An 18,036-nucleotide genomic window follows, 5' to 3' on the forward strand; every position below is an offset into this window, starting at 1 on the left:
AGTAGTGGATCGGCTGCAGGCTACGATCTCCTCCGGTAAGTCGAATCTGGGGGAGACGATGACTGGGGACATTCCGAATCCGTACAAACACGCGGTCAGCGAGGCCTTGCCCAAAGTGCGCCAGGACGTCCACGGCGCGACCATAGCCTTGAATGCAGCCAAGGCAGCCTTCGCCTCCGGCGCCTGGACCGGCGGCACCTCAGCCGCCTTCGGCACCGACCTGCAAGGCCGCGACAAATCCGTCAAGAACGCGGCCCAAGCCTGCCTCACCGAGGTCGAAGCCATCCACCGCGCCGAACCCGACAAGGTCGAGCCAACGGCCTGGCAACTGCACTGGCGGCAGCGAGGACGCATCCAGTGACCCTCGCAACCATCGACCTGGTCGCCATGGCCGACCTCATCCGACGCATGACAGACGCCGCCGGAGCGCTGGAAGCCACAGGCCGCCGCATCAAAAGCACCAGCAGCGGAATCCTCGCCTCCGCCCAAGAAGCCGCCGTCATCACCCAGACGGCCGACTGGGCCACGCAACAACTTCCAGGCCTACGCCGTCGCCTCTCCCTGGCGCAACAGATCGAGAACCAATCCATCAACCTCGGCCGCCACTATCAGGGAAACAGGGGGAGCGTCCGGATTGACGAGTCTCTGCTCTCCACCCTCACGCCGGACCAGGCTCGCGCCCTCGGCAAGGACATCGCCACAAAGATCAACGCGGATCCAGGCCATCTGAGCCCCGAACTGGTCGCCGTACTCGCCAAGAACCAGAGCGACCCGTACTTCGCTCTCGGCTTCGCCGGCACCACGGACCTGAAGCAACTCTCCTGGGCGCTCCGATTCGCTTCCCGCGAGCGCGAAAGCATCCTCACCGAGCACGGCAAGAAGTCCCCGGAACTGGCAGCCTGGACGAGGCAATACACCACCCTCGTCTCAGCTCTGGGTACCACGCTCGCCACCGCGACCCGAGACGTCGAGGGCGTAGGCCTGCCAGCCGGTTTCGCAGAGAAATACGCCGACGCGATCACCGAAGGCAAGAGCCAAAGCTCGACTCCCTCCGAAGTCATGTACGGGCAGGGCCAGTCCCTCTCGATGCTCCTCCGCTACGGCCGCTTCTCCACCAGATTCCTGGACACGGTCAGCAGCAAGGTCTACGACTACGAATACGCCCACAAGGACAACCCCGTCTGGGCACCGCGCAGCTTCTGGGAGCCGAACCGCGTCTTCGCCGGCGCCTACCAACCTGACGGCCGAATCATGCCGGACGTGATGGCCAACGTCTTGGAGTCCCTGTCCCGCAACCCCGAGGCAGCCCAAAACTTCTTCGACGTCTCCAACCCCCACGCCGCCACCACGGACATCGAGGTCAACGGCCAGAAGGTCGCCGTCAACTCCCGCCTCAAATACCTCATCCAAGACCGCGCCTGGCCGGACTTCCCCGACAAATACCCCGACCTCCCCGGTACCTGGCCCGGCGACGCCGGCGACGCCCTCGGCAACGCCCTCCAATCCGCCACCACCACCTGGCGAGACCGCACCCCCGAAGGCCGAACCTCAGCCACCATAGCCAGCCAGACGTTCGCCCTCATCGGCGATCACATCGGTCAAGGCAAAGTTGTTGGGTCTTATAAGGGCTACAACGATCACCAAGGATGGAAGCCCGGTACAGCCATGCGGGACAGCCTGGCTCGCATGCTCGCAAGCTACAGTCCGGACCTGATCCGGGTCGCGGGCCTTGGGAATGGTGTCAAGGACAAGCAAAGTGCAGGCTGGCTGGCCGAGGCGCCGACAGGCTTCCCGCCGGGAGGCCCGTTCGGCGCTGCGGTCAGTCCCGCTGCGCTGGGGCATATCATCGGCATCTTGGCTGAAGACCCGAACCACCTCAAGGTCGTCGCGGCCGGCGTTGGAGCAGCCGGACAGTTGATGTACAGCTATGCGTTCGCGAAGGATCTGAAGGGTGATCCTCACGTGCCTGTGGACATGATCAACGGGGTGGGCAAGTCGCCGGCAGTCTTTGGCGTGGCGACTCAGTTGAGCTCCACGATGGGCTTCCTCATCATGAATGGCATCAAGGGCAAGAAGAGCGACGAAGACTTTGACAAGGTGCGCGCTCAGAACGTTTCGAACGCCATTGGTCTGGCGCTGAAGCTGCCGTTCATTCCGATGCCGACCGGAAAGTGGACCGGCCTGATCCTCGACCAGGTGACGGATGCGAGTCTCGCCGCAATAGCCAACGCGCCGAGCAATCAGCCGACTGCCGACTACGAATCCGAGAAGTCGGCGATCCTGGAGAATCTGAAAGAACTCGCGGTGAGCAACATGCTGCGGGCTGGGTACTTCGATCAGAAATACTACGACCTGGCCAACGGGCCGAGGCCAGGCAGGCGACTGCCGCCTCCTTCGAACGCTTTTGTGCTGGGCCCGGACGGTAAACCGGTCAGTCCACCCGCGTTCGACTTCGCGAGCGCCGGCTTTCACGACTGGTATACCCGCAGTGGAATGGGTCCCAGTGACTGGGTGCAGAACAGCGTTGTCGATCCGTACGGCACTGTGCTGACACTGCTCAGTGCCCATGGAGGTGCACAATGACGACGAGGTCGTCCGGGTGGCTGGTGACGGTGTCCTTGGCCTTGACGTTGCTGGCCGGATGCGGTGACAAAGAAGACTCGACACCGCTGCCGTCCGCTCCTGCCAGCAAAGTCTTGTGCGGCTTCGTTTCGGCTGACAGTGTCGCTGAGGCGTTGGGGACAACTGAATTCGAGGCGGTCGGCAGCATGCCGGAGTTGAGTGGTACTCGGAATCCGGATGGGTCCCGACTGAATCTGGCTGACTGCACAATTAATGACGATCGGACTACCTACGCATTGCGGGTGGACGTACAGCGGTTGGGAATTTTTCCGGTTCAGGACCAGGCTGTGGTGACCGAGCTCGCACGTCGGAAGCCGTCCTTCGTCTTTTCGCCTTCTGACGGGCAGGGCTACGCGGAGGAAGACGTCTCGAACGAGATCGCCGGCGTCGCACACCTCATTCGGGGCGATTGGCGGTACCGCGTGTACGTGAAGAATCACACGCCAGGGCGGGACTCGGTTTCGGATGTCGCGGCCATCACGCGGCAGGTTGTGGCTCAACTAGATCTACCAAAGACCGGCGTTTTGCCGCGACCGACGGCGTCGCCGAGTAGGTGAGTGAGCTGAGTTGGAGAGTGGCTGTCGGTCTCGCGGTGTTGACGGGCCGTTCTGGTCCGTCTGTGCCTGAGGATCGGGGCCGGCCGGTGTGTGGGTTCGTGTCGCAGGAGAGCGTTTCGATCGCGCTGGGCACCACCGACTTCACTGCGACGGGATCGAAGGTCGATGTGGGGGGCAATCCGGATGGATCGAGTCTGGCGCAGGCCATCTGCGACGTGTACTCAGATGCTGTCAAGGGCGACCGAGCACTCGTTGTCGCGGTTCAGCCGATCGGGTCTGCGGCGAGGGCCGACGCAATCGTTCCAAGGATTCTTGCTGCTCGCGACGCTCGGTATGTCTTTCCTGCGTCGGGCGGGCAAGGTTTCGCCACGTCCGACCAGGTCGTCTACAGCGGTGCCGGCGTTTCACATCTGCTTCGTGGAGATTGGCACTACACGGTGGCTATCCAGAAGGTGGCCAGCGGTCGAAATGCGGTCGATGACGCGGTCGCCATCACGCGGCAACTGGTGGCCACGCTGAATCTGCCGAAGCTGGGCAAGTTGCCGCGGCCGACCGTGACGCCGAGCAGGTGATCCCGGTCAGAGGGCTTGTGTTACTGGTCCTGCCTTTGATGTTCAGCATGGCCGGGTGTTCCGACTCTTCCAAGGATGCGGACCTGCGGCCGCTGCCGACAGTTGCTGCGTCAGGCGAGTTGCTGTGCGGCTTCGTGTCGAAGGACAGTCTTGCGATCGTCCTGGGTACTACGGATTTGCGGGGAGCCGGATCGAAGGTGGGCTCGCCGGGATCCGGCCAGGACCCCGGCGAGCCGTCCCTGCAAGAAGCTCAATGTCGGATCTCTACTGTTAAGGCCAGCGGAGTTGGCGACGTCACTGTCGTCGTTGAGCCACTTGGCGTCAGTCCGGTCGACGATGCGATAGTCCCGAGCACACTTGCATCGGGGCGGTCGGAATATGTCTTTCCAGACACCGAAGGTATGGGCTACGCGGCCTCGGGTAAGACGTTTGCGACTGGCGACGCGGTCTCGAATCTGATCGTTGGTGACTGGACCTACGGCGTGATGATCGACAAGTCGTTGAAGGGTCGCAACGCGGTCGACGATGTGGTCGCGCTGACCCGGCAGGTCGTGGCTACGCTCAATCTGCCAAAGGTGGGCAAACTGCCGCGGCCAACGGCGACGCCTACCAAATGATGCTGGCTCGCGGGGTGGCAATCGTGGCTGTACCGATGGCGCTGGTTCGGTGTGTCGCGCGGCCAATGGGCCACAAGAACCGACCTGTTGGCTCGGGCGTACACGCTCGGTGAGTGTGAGATGTGACGGTCGAGTGTGGCCAGCGTGCTGTTGTACATCGTTTACCGGCGGCAATCTCCCCACAGTCGAGGCGGGGCTTCCTGTTGGTGGCGCATCGAGTGAAGCCACCGTGCCGATGGGTGATCCGACGCGGTGGCAGGCGGACCGCCATCACCCACCAACTCCGTGCGGCGCGCCCGGTTCACGCTCAGCGTGGCCTGCCCGGACGGCTCGAGTCCGGTTTAGACGGTGGCCCAGGTCCACCCCACCCCCGCCCAGCATGCGTTGTGCCCGCGCAGATTGATCACAACGTCCGAAAAGAACGCCGACCATCGCCGCCAGTCTGACCGGACGATAGGTAGAGGGGGCCGGGCGTAGGACGGGGGTCTCCGCTGGGCGCGGTCGCGGGTACTGGGGAGCAAAACCGCCCGGTTCAGAGGGGCAGGGCTCCCCGAACCGGTTTAGGGACAGCGATCGGGGCCGACCCGGACGCTCCCTAAACCGTTTTGGGGAGCGCAACCAACCGATTCCGGTTCACTACCCTCCCCACACCAGACACGCCCTCCGGGCGTTCGGGCGTGAGGACACCCTGCTCGCCGTCTCCCCGGGACCGAACCTACATCTGCCGGCACAACAGCGGTATCCGATCTCCTTAGTGCCTGAAATAGCCCGTTCGGACAGGCATCGTCGCAGGCCAGCGCCATGCGGTGCATCCAGTCCGGCGAGGCTGACCGAAGTCAGGTTGTGGAGGGGGACTAGGCAGTCAGCAGGCGGGCGCGGAGAGCGTGGAGCTCCTTCTCGCACAGGCCGTTGTTGAGGAGGAAGGCGGGCATTGCCAACAAGTCGATGGTTGAGGCGAGCGATGCTTGCACGGTGGTGCCGTGGGCGGCGACGATCTCGGTCACCGCGGTGAGCTGATCACGAACGCCCAGCTCGTCGAACCGGGGCTTCATGCGCTCGTAGGTGAGGAGGTAGTCCGCGATGATCTCCTGCGCGTCGGCGCCCGCCAAGGTGAGGAGCGCCAGTGAAAGGAGACCGGTGCGGTCCTTGCCGCTGGCGCAGTGGATCACCACTCCGCCCGGAGCGGCGTTCGCGATCGCCCGAGCCGCGGCGACGACGACCTCCGGGTACTCCGCCAGCAGTGCGGGGAAGTAGAGCGGCGAAGCCAAGCTGTCCAGCTGCGACCAGTGCTTGTAGAACGGGGTGTCGGTCGCCGGGTCCTGTGGTACCTGTACGACGGTCATTCCCGCCGGCCGCGGCACCTGATCCGGAGGGCCTTCGTTCACGTGGCGCAGGTCGACGATCGTGCGGATCCCGTACGCCCAGGCGGCAGCCCAGCCGTCCGCACTGAGGCGCGTCGGCGCCTCCATCCGCACGATCGCGCCCGTTCGCATGCTTCCGAGGCCGCCTAGGTCCCGGGCGTTGATGCTGCCGTCCCACTGGAGATCTCTCATGGCCGTGTGACGCCGTACGAGTAATGCAGGTTCGGCCGAGCGTTCATCGGCCTTTCACCACTGAGTGGTTTCCGGGGTGAGGCGGTCGGGGAAGGCTTGAGGGCAGCACGTCAGGGGGGATCCGCCCTTCGGAAGGCCTGACTGATGCGACGTTTGACCGCCCTCATGATCTCGGCGACCGCGGTGTGGGTGCTCACTTCGAGCCCGGCGCTGGCAGCTCCGCCGACGCCACCTGCAGCTAGTACGTCGACCACCTACCTGAACGCCCTGACGGTGAAGGCCGAGGGATCGACGAGTGGGTATTCGCGGGACAAGTTCCCGCATTGGCACACGGTGTCGGGCACGTGCGACACCCGGGACCAGGTCCTCAAGCGGGATGGGACCGGCGTGACTGTGGACAGTCAGTGCGAGCCGACTGCCGGGCGCTGGTACAGCTCGTACGACGCGACGTGGGTGACTGATGATTCGGCGATCGACATCGACCACATCGTGCCGCTCGCGGAGGCGTGGAAGTCCGGCGCGAGTGGATGGACGACCGCGAAGCGCGAGGAGTTCGCGAACAATTTGAGCATCGCGCAGCTGATCGCAGTCACCGCCTCCAGCAACCGGTCCAAGGGCGACTCGGACCCGTCGGAATGGAAGCCGACCAACTCGGCGGTGCACTGCGTTTACGCGCGCGAGTGGATCTGGGTGAAGCACACCTACGGCTTGTCGCTGCAGGCCGCCGAGAAGACCGCCCTCCAAACCATGCTCGCAACCTGCTGATCAGCGCTTGACTTGTTCCGACGTACGCCAGACCAGTCGTTGGACGAGGAGCGTGAGCACGCCGGCGACTGTCATGCCGGCCAGGTTTATGCCTAGCTGCGCGGCCGCGCCGCCGATGTGGCCGGGAGCCCAGAGCGCGAGCGACAGGGCGAGGTCGCCGGCGGCGGGCACGGTGGTGACTGAGATGAAGACGCCGACCAGGGCGTTCGAGCGCCCGGCGGTCTGGGAGAGGACTCCGGCACATCCAGCCAGTACGGCGACCACCGCCGACCACTTGTCCGGTCGCCAGATGAATCCCGTCAGAGGGCGCGCCGCGGTGATCGACTCGGTGTCGACCCAGCCCACGGCCCGGGCGACCAGGGCGGCGAGAGCGGTCAGCACGATCGCGAGTGCGAAACCGCGGACGAGGAGCAGGATCGATCGCCAGGTCAGACCGCGGTTGCGCAGAGCCAGCCCGACCGCGAGAGCTGCGACCACACCGAACTCGGGTCCGACGACCATCGCGCCCACCACGAGAATGGACGAGTCGGTGACCACTGCGACCGCGGCGATCATCGTGGCGAGCGTGAGGAACGTGTAGTAGCTCCACGAGCCGCTTGTCTCGTTGTAGGCCTGGTCGACCACCGCGTCCCAGATCACCGCGTCATCTGGTGCGCCAGGTGCCGCCTTCTCGGTGGCGCGGGCGTTCCGCGACGGCGCCGACTCGACAACGGCGACCGCTACCGAGCCGTCGTCGTACAGTCCCTGATCCTTCAGGTAGTCGAGGATGTCCGAGGTCGCCTCCCTGGTGACATCGCACTCGATGACGTCACCGGCCGGCCGCTGTGCTGCTCCCGGCAGGCACACCACGCTGGTCACGCGGGGATCGTCGACGAGTGTGTCCCGGACGCGGCCGCTGCGATCCGGTGGGACGATGAGACGAAGGTGCATCACAGGCCACATGCTCGCAGTCGGAGCCGGTCACCTTCCGGCCACACACCGCAGCGTGGGCCGTGGCGATTGCACCCTTGGATATGGTCCACTGACGCACCGAATCCAGGGAGGCACAATGAGCGACACCTCAGGCGCCACCGTCGCGCCGGCGACCGGTGACCGGCCCGAGCTGAAACGGGTGATGGGCCCGGGTCTGTTGCTGCTGTTCGTGGTCGGCGACATTCTCGGGACCGGCGTGTACGCGCTGACCGGGAAGGTGGCCGGGCAGGTCGGGGGCGCGGTCTGGCTGCCGTTCCTGTGCGCGTTCGTGGTCGCGTTGCTGACCGCGACCGCCTACCTCGAGCTCGTCACGAAGTACCCGAAGGCCGGTGGCGCCGCGGTCTACACGCACAAGGCGTTCGGCATCCATTTCCTGACCTTCCTGCTCACCTTCGCGGTGATGTGTTCCGGGCTCACCTCGGCCTCCAGCGCCTCGAAGGCGTTCGCGGCGAACTTCTTCACCGCGGTCGGGATCGACAAGGGTCACGGCTCGGTGCTGATGATCACCGCGCTCGCGTTCATGGCGCTGATCGCGATCGTGAACCTGCGCGGTGTCGGTGAGAGCGTGAAGGCGAACGTCGTGCTGACGATCATCGAGCTGACCGGTCTGCTGATCGTGATCGGGGTCGGCGCCTGGGCGCTGATCGGCGGCGAGGGTGACACCTCGCGGCTGACCCAGTTCAACGTGCCGGACGGCGAGTCGCCGTTCAGCGCGGTCACCGCGGCGACCGCGCTGGCGTTCTTCGCGATGGTCGGTTTCGAGGACTCGGTGAACATGGCCGAGGAGACCAAGGACCCGGTCAAGATCTTCCCGAAGATGATGCTGCTCGGCCTGAGTATCACCGGTGTCATCTACGTGGCCGTCGCCATCTCCGCGATCGCGCTGGTGCCGCCGGACAAGCTGAGCGAGGGCGACGCGCCGCTGCTCGAGGTGATCAAGGCCGGTGCGCCTGGCTTCCCGCTCGAGATCTTCGCCTGGATCACCATGTTCGCGGTCGCCAACTCGGCGCTGATCAACATGCTGATGGCCAGCCGCCTGCTCTACGGCATGTCGCACGAGAAGGTGCTGCCGGGTCCGCTCGGCCGCGTCCTGCACAAGCGCCGGACGCCGTACATCGCGATCTTCTTCACCACCGCGCTGGCCTTCGTCCTGATCGGGTACGCCGACCTGACGGCACTCGGCGGTACGACGGCGTTCCTGCTGCTGTGCGTGTTCGCGATCGTGAACGTCGCCGTACTGGTGCTGCGCCGGGACAAGGTCGAGCACAAGCACTTCCACGCGCCGACCGCGTTGCCGGTGATCGGTGCCGTCCTGTGTGTCTACCTGGCCAGCCCGCTGTCCGGCCGGGCGACGAAGGACTACAAGATCGCGGGCTACCTGATGGTCGTCGGTGTCGCGCTGTGGGCGCTGACCTGGGTCCTGAACAAGTACGTGTTCAAGCGGAAGGCAGACTTCGATCCGTCGCACCTCGACCCGAGTGGTCCGGTGAACTGACCGGCAGGTAGGCGGCCACCACGACCGTCGCGAGGGCCGTGAGCCCGGTGCCGACCGCGATCCAGCCGAGGGAGCTGTACCCCGCTCCCGCGGTGATCGCGATCCCACCGAGCCACGGCCCGAGCGTGATGCCGATGTTGAACGACGAGAAGTTCGTCGCGGTCGCCAGGGTCGGCGCGTTGCCGGCCAGGCTGAAGACCCGCGCGTTCAGCGCCGGGTTGACGGCGAAGCCGAAGCCGCCGAGCAGGAAGATCGCCGCGACCGTCACGATCGGGCTGCCCGCGGTCAGCGCGAGCACGGCCGACAGCACGATCAGGCCGCTGATCCCGGTGAACAGGGTGTGGAACGGCAGCGCGTCCGCGGTCCGGCCGCCGATCGCGATCCCGATGAACGACCCCAGCCCGTAGAGGGCCAGCACCCCCGGCACCGCGCCGGCGGGCAGCCCAGTGGTCTGGATGAGCAGCGGCGCGAGGTAGCTGAACACGACCAGGATCGACGCCGTCACGAGCGCGGTCGTCGCGAACGCGAGCCACAGCCGGGGGCTCCGGAGAGCCCTCAGCTCCTCGCGCAGCCGCGGTGCGGCCGCCGGATCCGGCTTGCCCCCTGGAATGGTCCGTACGACGCCGATCATCGCGAGCACGCACAACCCGGCGACCGTCCAGAACGCGGCCCGCCAGCCGAGGTGCTGACCGAGCACGGTCCCGATCGGCAGCCCGACGATCGTGGCGATCGTGAGACCGCCGGTGACGATGCTCATCGCGCGCGCCCGGCGATTGGTCGGGACGAGCGCCACGACTGTGACAGCGGCGACCGACCAGAACCCGGCGTACACGAAAGCGCCGACGACGCGGGTCGCGAGCAGGACCGTGTAGTTCGGAGTCAGCGCGCCCGCGATGTGGGTCAGGGTGAAGATGCCGAGGAACAGCAGCAGCGCCGTCCGCCTGGACCACTTCAGGGTCAGTACGGCGAGGATCGGGGCTCCGAGGAGCATGCCGAGGGCGAAGGCCGAGATCAGCAGACCGGCGGCCGGGATCGACACGCCGAGGTCCTCGGACATCTCAGGGAGCAGTCCGGCGAGCATCAGCTCGGACGTTCCTTGCGCGAAGATGCTCAGCCCGAGCACGTAGACAGCGATCGGCATCGTGTAGCCCCCAAGCCCCACTCGACAGCAACCTTGAGTATCCCAGAGATCACGCAGCGCTGTCGCCGCGCTCGCCGCGTCCTGAGACTTGGTCCAGTACGGCATTGTTGTGGCATGAGTTTCCAGACACCGGCTAAGCGGACCGGACGGGCGGTGGACACGTCCCGGATCGGGAGTGGGCTGAAGCTGCTCGCCGCGCTGATCGGGCTGATGTGGCTCAGCGAGATCGTCGACACGGCCCTCAACGGCCGCCTCGACCAGTACGGGATCATCGCCCGTGACCCGGAGGGCCTGGTCGGCATCGTCACGTCGCCGTTCCTGCACCTCGGCTTCGGTCACCTGATCTCGAACACGCTGCCCCTGGTCACCCTCGGCGCGCTGATCGCGCTCGGCGGCGCCGCCCGGCTGGCCTCGGTCACCGCGGTCGTCGCAGTGATCGGCGGCTTCGGCACCTGGCTCATCTCCCCGCCGAACACGATCACCATCGGCGCCAGCGGCGTCGTGTTCGGCTACGCCGCCTACCTGGTCGCCCGCGGCATCTTCAACCGCCGCCTCACCCAGGTCCTGGTCGGCATCCTCGTCATCGTCGTCTGGGGCAGCGCCCTGCTAGGCGGCCTGCTGCCCCAAGACGGCATCTCCTGGCAGGGTCACCTCTTCGGCGCCATCGCCGGCATCATCGCGGCCTGGCTCCTGGCCGACGACAAGCCCAAACAACCCCGCTCTACCTGAGGCTCGCGGGGTCGGTGTTGGCTCCGCAGACCAGTACGACGACGTGCTCGCCCTCGGCAGGCTGGTAGACGCCCGAGTCCAAGGCCGCGTAGGCGGTGGCGGCACCGTGTTCGACGGCGAGGTGGTAGTCGTGCCAGAGCTTGTGGCGCGCGCCGATGATCGCTTCCTCCTCGACCAGGAGCGAGCCGATGCCCTCCTTCTGAGCGACGGCGAACGCGATGTCGCCGAGCCGGCGCGAGCCGAGTGAGTCGGCCGCGACCCCGCCGACCGGACCGTCGACCGGCTGACCGGCCTCCAGCGCGCGGTGCAGGTCCGGGGCCTGGATCGGCTCGACGCCGATGACCTTGGCCTGGTTGCCGATGGCGGTGGCGATCCCCGCGACAAGCCCGCCACCGCCGACTGCGACCAGCACGGTGTCGAAGGCGCCGACCTGCTCGAGCAGCTCGAGCCCGATCGTGCCCTGGCCGGCCACGATCTCCGGCTGGTCGAACGCATGGACGAGCAGCGCGTCGGTCTCGTCGCGCGCGATCACGGCCGCGGCGAAGGCTTCGGCGTACTCGTTCCCGACCTGTACGACGTCTGCCCCGAGCGTCCGCAGTTTCGCGACCTTCGGTGCCGGTGCGTTGACCGGGACGAAGATCCGCGCCGGTACGCCGAGCTCGCGAGCAGCGTAGGCCGCAGCCAGGCCCGCGTTACCGCCGGAGGCCGCGACGACACCCTGACCGGTCAGTTCGCCGGTCTCCTTCGCGAGCAGCAGGCGGTTGAACGCCCCGCGCGGTTTGAACGAGCCGGTGTGTTGCAGCAGTTCGAGCTTGAATGTGAGCCCGGGGGAGACCTCGATCACCGGGGTCCGCCGTACCCGTCCGGAGATTCGTTCTGCCGCGGCCCGCACGTCTTCGACATTTACCGTCATGCGTCAACCCTGCCACGATGCTGGCATGGGTGCGTATGAGGACAGTTACCGGCAGAGCCTGGACGACCCGGAAGGGTTCTGGCTGGAGGCCGCCAGGGCGATCTCGTGGACGACGCCACCGACCCGTGCGCTCGACGACTCGGCGGCACCGCTCTATCGCTGGTTCCCCGGCGCGGAGCTCAACACGTCGTACAACTGTCTGGACCGGCACATCGAGGCCGGCCACGGCGACCGGGTCGCGCTGATCCACGACTCGCCGGTGACCAGCAGTTCGCGGTCCTTCACGTACGCCGAGTTGCGTGACGAGGTGGCCCGCTTCGCCGGGGCGCTCGCCGGGCTGGGCGTTGGCAAGGGCGATCGGGTGATCGTCTACATGCCGATGATCCCCGAGGCGGTCATTGCGATGCTGGCGTGCGCACGGCTGGGGGCGATCCATTCGGTGGTGTTCGGCGGCTTTGCCCCCAAGGAGCTCGCCGCCCGGATCGACGACGCGACCCCGCGGGTGATCGTGTCCGCCTCCTGCGGGATCGAGCCTGCCCGGGTGGTCGAGTACAAGCCGATCATCGACGAGGCCCTGACACTCAGCACGCATCAGCCCGAACACACGATCGTGCTGCAGCGTCCCGCCGTACAGGCTGAGCTTGGAGAGCGCGATCTCGACTGGGCCACGCTCACTGCTGAGCCCGCGGCGCCGGTCCCGGTCGCGGCGACCGATCCGCTCTACATCCTCTACACGTCAGGCACGACCGGGAAGCCGAAGGGCGTCGTCCGCGACAACGGTGGGCACGCGGTCGCGCTGGCGTGGTCGATGCGCGCGATCTACGACATCGGCCCGGGCGACGTGTGGTGGACCGCGTCCGATGTCGGCTGGGTGGTCGGCCACTCGTACATCGTCTACGCGCCGCTCCTGGTCGGCGCGACCACCGTCCTCTACGAAGGAAAGCCGGTCGGTACGCCGGACGCAGGCGCGTTCTGGCGGGTCATCGCCGAGCACGGAGTGAGCGCTCTCTTCACCGCTCCGACCGCGATCCGGGCGATCAAGAAGGTCGACCCCGAGGCGAAGCTGACCGCCGGCCACGACCTGAGCAGCCTGCGAACACTCTTCCTCGCTGGTGAACGCCTCGACCCCGAGACCTACCACTGGGCGCACGAGCATCTCGGCGTACCGGTCGTCGACCACTGGTGGCAGACCGAGACCGGCTGGCCGATCGCCGCGAACCTGCGCGGTCTGGAGCCGCTGCCGACCAAACCGGGGTCGGCGACCGTTTCGGTTCCCGGCTGGGACATCCAGATCCTCGACGCCGCCGGCGAGCGCGTTCCCGCGGGGGACGAAGGCGCGATCGCCATCAAGCTCCCGCTGCCACCCGGCGCACTGCCGACGCTCTGGGGTGATGATCAGCGTTATGTCGACAATTACCTCAGCCGGTACGACGGCTACTACCTGACCGGCGACTCCGGCTACGTCGACGCGGACGGCTACGTCTTCGTGATGGGCCGCACCGACGACGTCATCAACGTCGCCGGCCACCGCCTCTCCACCGGCGCCATGGAAGCCGTCCTCGCCGCCCACCCCGCCGTCGCCGAGTGCGCGGTCATCGGCGTCCACGACGCCCTGAAAGGCCAACTGCCACGCGGTCTCGTTGTCCTCAAAGCGGGAGCCGACATCGACCCTGACGTACTGCAGGCCGAACTGGTCGCCGCCGTCCGCCGCGAGATCGGCCCGGTCGCCGCCTTCCGCGACGTCTCCGTCGTCGAAGGCCTCCCCAAGACCCGTTCCGGCAAGATCCTCCGCAAAACCATGCGAGGCATCGCCGACGGCCGCACCGAACCCGTCCCCTCGACGATCGAGGACCCCGCCGTCCTAGAAGCCCTCCGCCCCATCCTCCGACGCCAGCCCTAGCCCCCGCGCACGAACGACTGCACATACACACCCCGTCCCACCGCTGGCCCAAGCCCCTGCTCGCCCGAATCCGCACCACCTGCAGTCCTTCGTGCAGCGCGGCGGGGCCGCTCCACCGAGGCAGGCCGCCGCAACCCCGCACCGGCGCGAACGCGCGCGGCTCGGCACGAACGACTGCACGTACTCGGCCCCGCCCGGCCCGCCCCACCGCTGACCGAAGCCTCATCCGCCCGATCCGCCCCTACCTGCAGTCCTTCGTGCAGCGCGGCGGGGCCGCCCCACCGAGGCAGGCCGCCGCAACCCCGCACCGGCGCGAACGCGCGCGGCTCGGCACGAACGACTGCACGTACTCGGCCCCGCCCGGCCCGTCCCACCGCTGGCCCAAGCCCCTGCTCGCCCGAATCCGCACCACTTGCAGTCCTTCGTGCTGCACAAGTCGACGCCCACCGGGGCAGATCGCCGGAGCTGCGCGCGTGTCACTCGACACGAAGGACATGTGGTGGTCGGCTCCGGCCAGCCTGTGGGGATGCGGCGCGACCGGTGGGCCCCTCCGGACCTGCAGTTGTTCGTGCGGAGGAGGGCTATGGGTGGGTGAGGAAGGACAGGACGAGCGGGCTCGCGACTGCCTGGAACTCGTGGAAGTAGGCGTGGCGGGCGCCTTGGATGATCTCGGCGCGGGAGTCGGGGATGCGGTCGGCGAGGATCTTGGCATTGGCGACCGGGCTGAAGACGTCCTCGGAGCCGTGCAGGATCAGCGTGCGGGCGGTGATGTCGGGCAGCCGGTCCCAGGCCTCGTGCTTGTTGCTCGCGACCAAATGCCGGCCCTTCGCGTACGGCGGCATGTCGCGGTCACCGAGGACCGGGTACGGACCGGGGTTCGTGGCGCGCCACTGCGGCGTGTACATGAGGTCGACCAGCACCCGGCCACCACGAACGGGGTCGGCGAGGGCCCGGCGGAGCTCCTGGCTGCGCTCATACCCGTGCGCCGGGCCGGGCGACGTACAGCCGAGCACCAGTTTGTCGACGCGGTCCGGGTGGTTGATCGCGACCCACTGCGCGACACGCCCGCCCATCGAGGTGCCGTAGATGTGCGCCGAGGCGAGGCCCAGCGCGTCGAGGACCGCGACGACGTCGTCGGCGAAGCCGGGCGTGCTGTAGACCTCGTCCGGTTTGTCGCTGATCCCGGTACCGCGCCAGTCGAGCGTGATCGTCCGGTACGCCGCCTCGAAGTCGGCGCGGACCGGGTCCCACCAGGTGTGATTGTTGGATTGACCGGCGAGCAGGAGCAGCGGTTGCCCTTCGCCACTGACCTGGTATCCGATCCGGACACCATCAAGTGCTGTTGCATACGGCACCCACCCAGTCTGCCCGATGCGAGCGCACGCCCCACATCGGAGGTTCTTTGGCGCTTGCGGCGCAATCGCTCAAACAACCTCCGACGTGGGGCGTAGCCTGGGTGCATGCGAGTCGTGATTGCGGGTGGACACGGGCAGATCGCTCTCCGGCTGACCAAGCTGCTGAGCGATGACGGGCACGAGGTGGTCGGGCTGGTACGCAACCCCGATCACGAGACGGATGTCGCCGCGGCGGGCGGCCAGGTCGCCGTACTGGATCTGGAGCAGGCCGACGCCGACGCGGTCGCCGAGGTGCTGGCGCAGGCGGATGTGGCGATCTTCGCGGCCGGCGCCGGAGCAGGCAGCGGGAACGATCGCAAGGACACCGTGGACCGGGGTGCGGCGGCGTTGTTCGCGGACGCCTCCGTGCAAGCCGGCGTACGGCGGCACATCCAGGTCAGCTCGATGGGCGCGGACCGGGCCGAGACGCTGACCGACGACGAGTCGTTCACGATCTACCTGCGCGCGAAGAAGGCGGCCGAGGACGACCTGCGCAGCCGCGACCTGGACTGGACGATCCTGCGGCCCGGGCACCTGACCAACGACGCCGGGACCGGTGAGATCCTGATCGCCGACAAGACCGGCAACGGCAGCATCAGCCGGGACGACGTCGCGCTGGTGCTCGCCGGGCTGTGCACCACGACGGCTTCGATCGGCCGCATCCTGGAGCTGATCTCCGGGGACACGCCGGTCAAGAAGGCACTCGCGAACCTCTGACGTTGCCGCGGGCAACAGATTGTGACGGTTATGGGCGACTCTCTGCGTCAGGTCGATTTCGAACGCCTGGCGAACAGCAGCTACCGGGTGACCAACGCGCGCGGCGGCAGCATCACCGTCGGCTCGGGTGGCACCGACGACACCGACTTCACGCCGGTCGAGCTGCTGCTGGCCGCGATCGGGACGTGTTCGGCGATCGACGTCGACATCGTGGTCAGCCGGCGGGCCGAGCCGACCGAGTTCCGCGCGGTGGTGCGTGGTGACAAGGTCCGCGACGCCGAGGAGGGCAACCGGATGGAGAACCTCGCGGTCGAGTTCACGATCCGGTTCCCCGAGGGCGAGGACGGCGACAAGGCCCGCGAGGCGCTGCCGCGCGCGGTGAAGATGTCGCACGACCGGCTCTGCACGGTCAGCCGCACCGTCGAGCTCGGTACGCCGGTCACGACCGAGGCGGTCTGAGGAATTCCCGCACCGGACGCAGCCTGGTCTTCAGCATCAGCTGCGTCCGCGTGCTGTCGAGCCGGATGTGCGAGACCGGTCCCGGGCTCGACGGCAGGGACTCCGGATCGAGCCCGTCCCGGATCGCGATGAGCTGCCCGAGCTCCAGCCTGCTCACGGCTTCGGGCCCGCCGACGTGTGCGACACCGCGGTGATCCGAGGTGGTCAGTTCGAGCAGCGCCAGCGCCAGATCGGTGACATCGACGGGACAACGAATGTTCTCCGTGAACAATGCTCCCGGCGCGCCACCGGCCAGGTCATGCGTCAGTTGCTCTGACTCCGAGATCCCCGCGCTCCCGACGATCAGCGAGGTCCGGGCGATCACCGCGTTCGGATGAAACGCCCGCACCGCAGTCTCCGCAGCCGCCTTCGCCGCGCCGTACGGCGTGATCGGGCTCGGCGGCGCATCCTCGTCGTACGGCGTTGGCCCGCCATCGAACAGCGCGTCGGTCGACACGAACACGAACCGGGTATCGCGCGCGGCGATCGCGAGGTTGGCCGGACCATCGGCCGTGGTGACCCAGTCGCTCTGCTTGAACGCGGTGTGGATGATCGCATCCGGGCGCACCCGCTGGATCACCGCGTCGACCTCGGCGCGACCACGGACATCGAGGCGCACCCCACCGTCGACCGGCGCCGAGTGATAGGTCGGTACGACGTCGTGGTCGGCCAGGCGGACGAGCTCGCTCCCGAGCAGCCCGGCCGCGCCGGTGATCATCAGCCTCATCCGGTCACCCTATGGCGGGACAGCCGCCAGCCTGCGGTCCGCGAGGCCCGCCGTACCTCCGCGACCGTCCGGATCTTGCGCGGGAGCTTCCACGACTGCCCGGGCTTGTGGAGCATCAAGCCATTGCCGATGGTGATCGCGGCGTGCTGCACGCGTTCGTTCCGCCAGACGAACACGGTGCCGGGCTCGTCGTCGCGGCCGCCTGGAACGGTGTGTTCGGCGAGCCACTCCTCGAAGGGCTCACACATCATCCAGACGGTGTCCGCGCCTTCGACGCCGCAGGCTGCCATCACGGTGCCGAAGCAGTTCGGGCCGCTGCCGTCAGGGAAGGTGCCGGCCAGCTCCTGGACCCGGGGGAGTGCTGCGGGCCAATGAGTCACCTCAGCGTGCCGGCTCGCGCCGAGGTCCTCGCTGACGATCACCGGCAGAATCTCGGCCGCGTGCTCCACGAGCAGAGATTTCCACCAGACGAACCGATGTCCGTCGGCCTGCGCTCTGAGCTCAGGGCCGAGCAACCCCTGCCACTTGCGAACCGTCGGCACCGAGCCGCGGTCGTGACGGACCTGCGCCCGGACGAGCTGAGCGCGGAGCGGCTTGTCGAGCGCGGCGAACTGCGCCTCGGTCAGCCAGACGATCACGGTCGCGGTCGAGTCGACGGCGTACGTGTGGAAGGTGTCGCGGTCCTCGGGGTTCGGTTCGCGGCCGTTGTCCTCGAAACCCCAGTCGGCAGCCTGTTGCGGGGTGAGGAAGAAGGGCTGCTCGTCAGGAGCGAGCCAATCGACCCACTTGTCGAGCAATGCCGGCGGGACGTCGATTCCGAGGACGGTCAGAGTCACGCGGTCACCCTGCCACAGCGACGGCCTG

18 protein-coding genes are annotated in these 18,036 nt (G+C 67.3%); 11 read left to right on the top strand and 7 right to left on the bottom strand.

Going from position 1 to position 18,036, the window contains the following annotated elements:
* Positions 1-4 precede the first annotated feature (4 nt).
* From OG474_RS38945 to OG474_RS38965, 5 genes are all read left to right on the top strand, one after another.
* On the top strand, positions 5-361 hold the full coding sequence (locus OG474_RS38945; protein ID WP_405058664.1) for a hypothetical protein: 357 nt from the start codon (positions 5-7) through the stop codon (positions 359-361).
* Positions 358-2,583 (top strand): hypothetical protein, encoded by a 2,226-nt coding sequence (locus OG474_RS38950; RefSeq protein WP_405058665.1) that lies wholly within the window; start codon positions 358-360, stop codon positions 2,581-2,583. The genes OG474_RS38945 and OG474_RS38950 overlap by 4 nt, the downstream gene beginning before the upstream one ends.
* On the top strand, positions 2,580-3,179 hold the full coding sequence (locus tag OG474_RS38955; protein WP_405058666.1) for a hypothetical protein: 600 nt from the start codon (positions 2,580-2,582) through the stop codon (positions 3,177-3,179). Before OG474_RS38950 ends, OG474_RS38955 begins: the two co-directional genes overlap by 4 nt.
* Positions 3,180-3,241: 62 nt before the next feature.
* On the top strand, positions 3,242-3,751 hold the full coding sequence (locus OG474_RS38960; RefSeq protein ID WP_405058667.1) for a hypothetical protein: 510 nt from the start codon (positions 3,242-3,244) through the stop codon (positions 3,749-3,751).
* Between the two features lie 38 nt (positions 3,752-3,789).
* Positions 3,790-4,368: a hypothetical protein gene (locus tag OG474_RS38965; protein WP_405058668.1), complete on the top strand. Its 579-nt coding sequence runs from the start codon at positions 3,790-3,792 to the stop codon at positions 4,366-4,368.
* Between the two features lie 854 nt (positions 4,369-5,222).
* Here OG474_RS38965 and OG474_RS38970 read toward each other — a convergent pair.
* Positions 5,223-5,921: a tyrosine-protein phosphatase gene (locus tag OG474_RS38970; protein WP_405058669.1), complete on the bottom strand. Its 699-nt coding sequence runs from the start codon at positions 5,919-5,921 to the stop codon at positions 5,223-5,225.
* 144 nt (positions 5,922-6,065) lie between these two features.
* On the opposite strand from OG474_RS38970, the gene OG474_RS38975 reads away from it, so the two are divergent.
* Positions 6,066-6,686, top strand: a complete 621-nt coding sequence (locus OG474_RS38975) for an HNH endonuclease family protein (protein ID WP_405058670.1) — start codon at positions 6,066-6,068, stop codon at positions 6,684-6,686.
* Here OG474_RS38975 and OG474_RS38980 read toward each other — a convergent pair whose 3' ends face one another.
* Positions 6,687-7,616, bottom strand: a complete 930-nt coding sequence (locus OG474_RS38980) for a DUF389 domain-containing protein (protein WP_405064659.1) — start codon at positions 7,614-7,616, stop codon at positions 6,687-6,689.
* A 118-nt stretch (positions 7,617-7,734) separates the two neighbouring features.
* On the opposite strand from OG474_RS38980, the gene OG474_RS38985 reads away from it, so the two are divergent.
* Positions 7,735-9,153, top strand: coding sequence for an APC family permease (locus tag OG474_RS38985; protein WP_405058671.1), 1,419 nt, complete (start codon positions 7,735-7,737; stop codon positions 9,151-9,153).
* On the opposite strand, the gene OG474_RS38990 is transcribed toward OG474_RS38985, so the two are convergent.
* Positions 9,095-10,294, bottom strand: a complete 1,200-nt coding sequence (locus OG474_RS38990; protein ID WP_405058672.1) for a Cmx/CmrA family chloramphenicol efflux MFS transporter — start codon at positions 10,292-10,294, stop codon at positions 9,095-9,097. The genes OG474_RS38985 and OG474_RS38990 overlap by 59 nt on opposite strands.
* A 114-nt stretch (positions 10,295-10,408) precedes the next feature.
* Here OG474_RS38990 and OG474_RS38995 point away from each other — a divergent pair, with 114 nt between their 5' ends.
* Complete coding sequence (locus OG474_RS38995) at positions 10,409-11,023, top strand: rhomboid family intramembrane serine protease (RefSeq protein WP_405058673.1); 615 nt, start codon at positions 10,409-10,411, stop codon at positions 11,021-11,023.
* On the opposite strand, the gene OG474_RS39000 is transcribed toward OG474_RS38995, so the two are convergent.
* Positions 11,016-11,936: a threonine/serine dehydratase gene (locus OG474_RS39000; RefSeq protein ID WP_405058674.1), complete on the bottom strand. Its 921-nt coding sequence runs from the start codon at positions 11,934-11,936 to the stop codon at positions 11,016-11,018. The genes OG474_RS38995 and OG474_RS39000 overlap by 8 nt on opposite strands.
* 25 nt (positions 11,937-11,961) lie before the next feature.
* Here OG474_RS39000 and OG474_RS39005 point away from each other — a divergent pair, with 25 nt between their 5' ends.
* Positions 11,962-13,836, top strand: coding sequence for a propionyl-CoA synthetase (locus OG474_RS39005; protein WP_405058675.1), 1,875 nt, complete (start codon positions 11,962-11,964; stop codon positions 13,834-13,836).
* Positions 13,837-14,417: 581 nt separating this feature from the next.
* Here OG474_RS39005 and OG474_RS39010 read toward each other — a convergent pair.
* Entirely contained in the window at positions 14,418-15,191 is a 774-nt protein-coding gene (locus tag OG474_RS39010; protein ID WP_405058676.1) for an alpha/beta fold hydrolase, read from the bottom strand.
* 105 nt (positions 15,192-15,296) lie between these two features.
* On the opposite strand from OG474_RS39010, the gene OG474_RS39015 reads away from it, so the two are divergent.
* On the top strand, positions 15,297-15,947 hold the full coding sequence (locus OG474_RS39015) for an SDR family oxidoreductase (RefSeq protein ID WP_405058677.1): 651 nt from the start codon (positions 15,297-15,299) through the stop codon (positions 15,945-15,947).
* Between the two features lie 30 nt (positions 15,948-15,977).
* On the top strand, positions 15,978-16,406 hold the full coding sequence (locus OG474_RS39020) for an OsmC family protein (RefSeq protein ID WP_405058678.1): 429 nt from the start codon (positions 15,978-15,980) through the stop codon (positions 16,404-16,406).
* On the opposite strand, the gene OG474_RS39025 is transcribed toward OG474_RS39020, so the two are convergent.
* Both OG474_RS39025 and OG474_RS39030 read right to left on the bottom strand, forming a co-directional pair.
* The gene (locus OG474_RS39025) at positions 16,387-17,172 is read right to left on the bottom strand and encodes an SDR family oxidoreductase (protein ID WP_405058679.1); all 786 of its coding nucleotides are present in this window, start codon (positions 17,170-17,172) and stop codon (positions 16,387-16,389) included. The genes OG474_RS39020 and OG474_RS39025 overlap by 20 nt on opposite strands.
* Positions 17,169-18,008 carry a hypothetical protein gene (locus tag OG474_RS39030; RefSeq protein WP_405058680.1) on the bottom strand — a complete coding sequence of 280 codons (840 nt, stop codon included), beginning with the start codon at positions 18,006-18,008 and terminating at the stop codon, positions 17,169-17,171. The genes OG474_RS39025 and OG474_RS39030 overlap by 4 nt, the downstream gene beginning before the upstream one ends.
* Positions 18,009-18,036: the final 28 nt, after the last annotated feature.

This window comes from Kribbella sp. NBC_01505 (assembly GCF_045040285.1).
In the GTDB taxonomy this organism is placed as follows: domain Bacteria; phylum Actinomycetota; class Actinomycetes; order Propionibacteriales; family Kribbellaceae; genus Kribbella.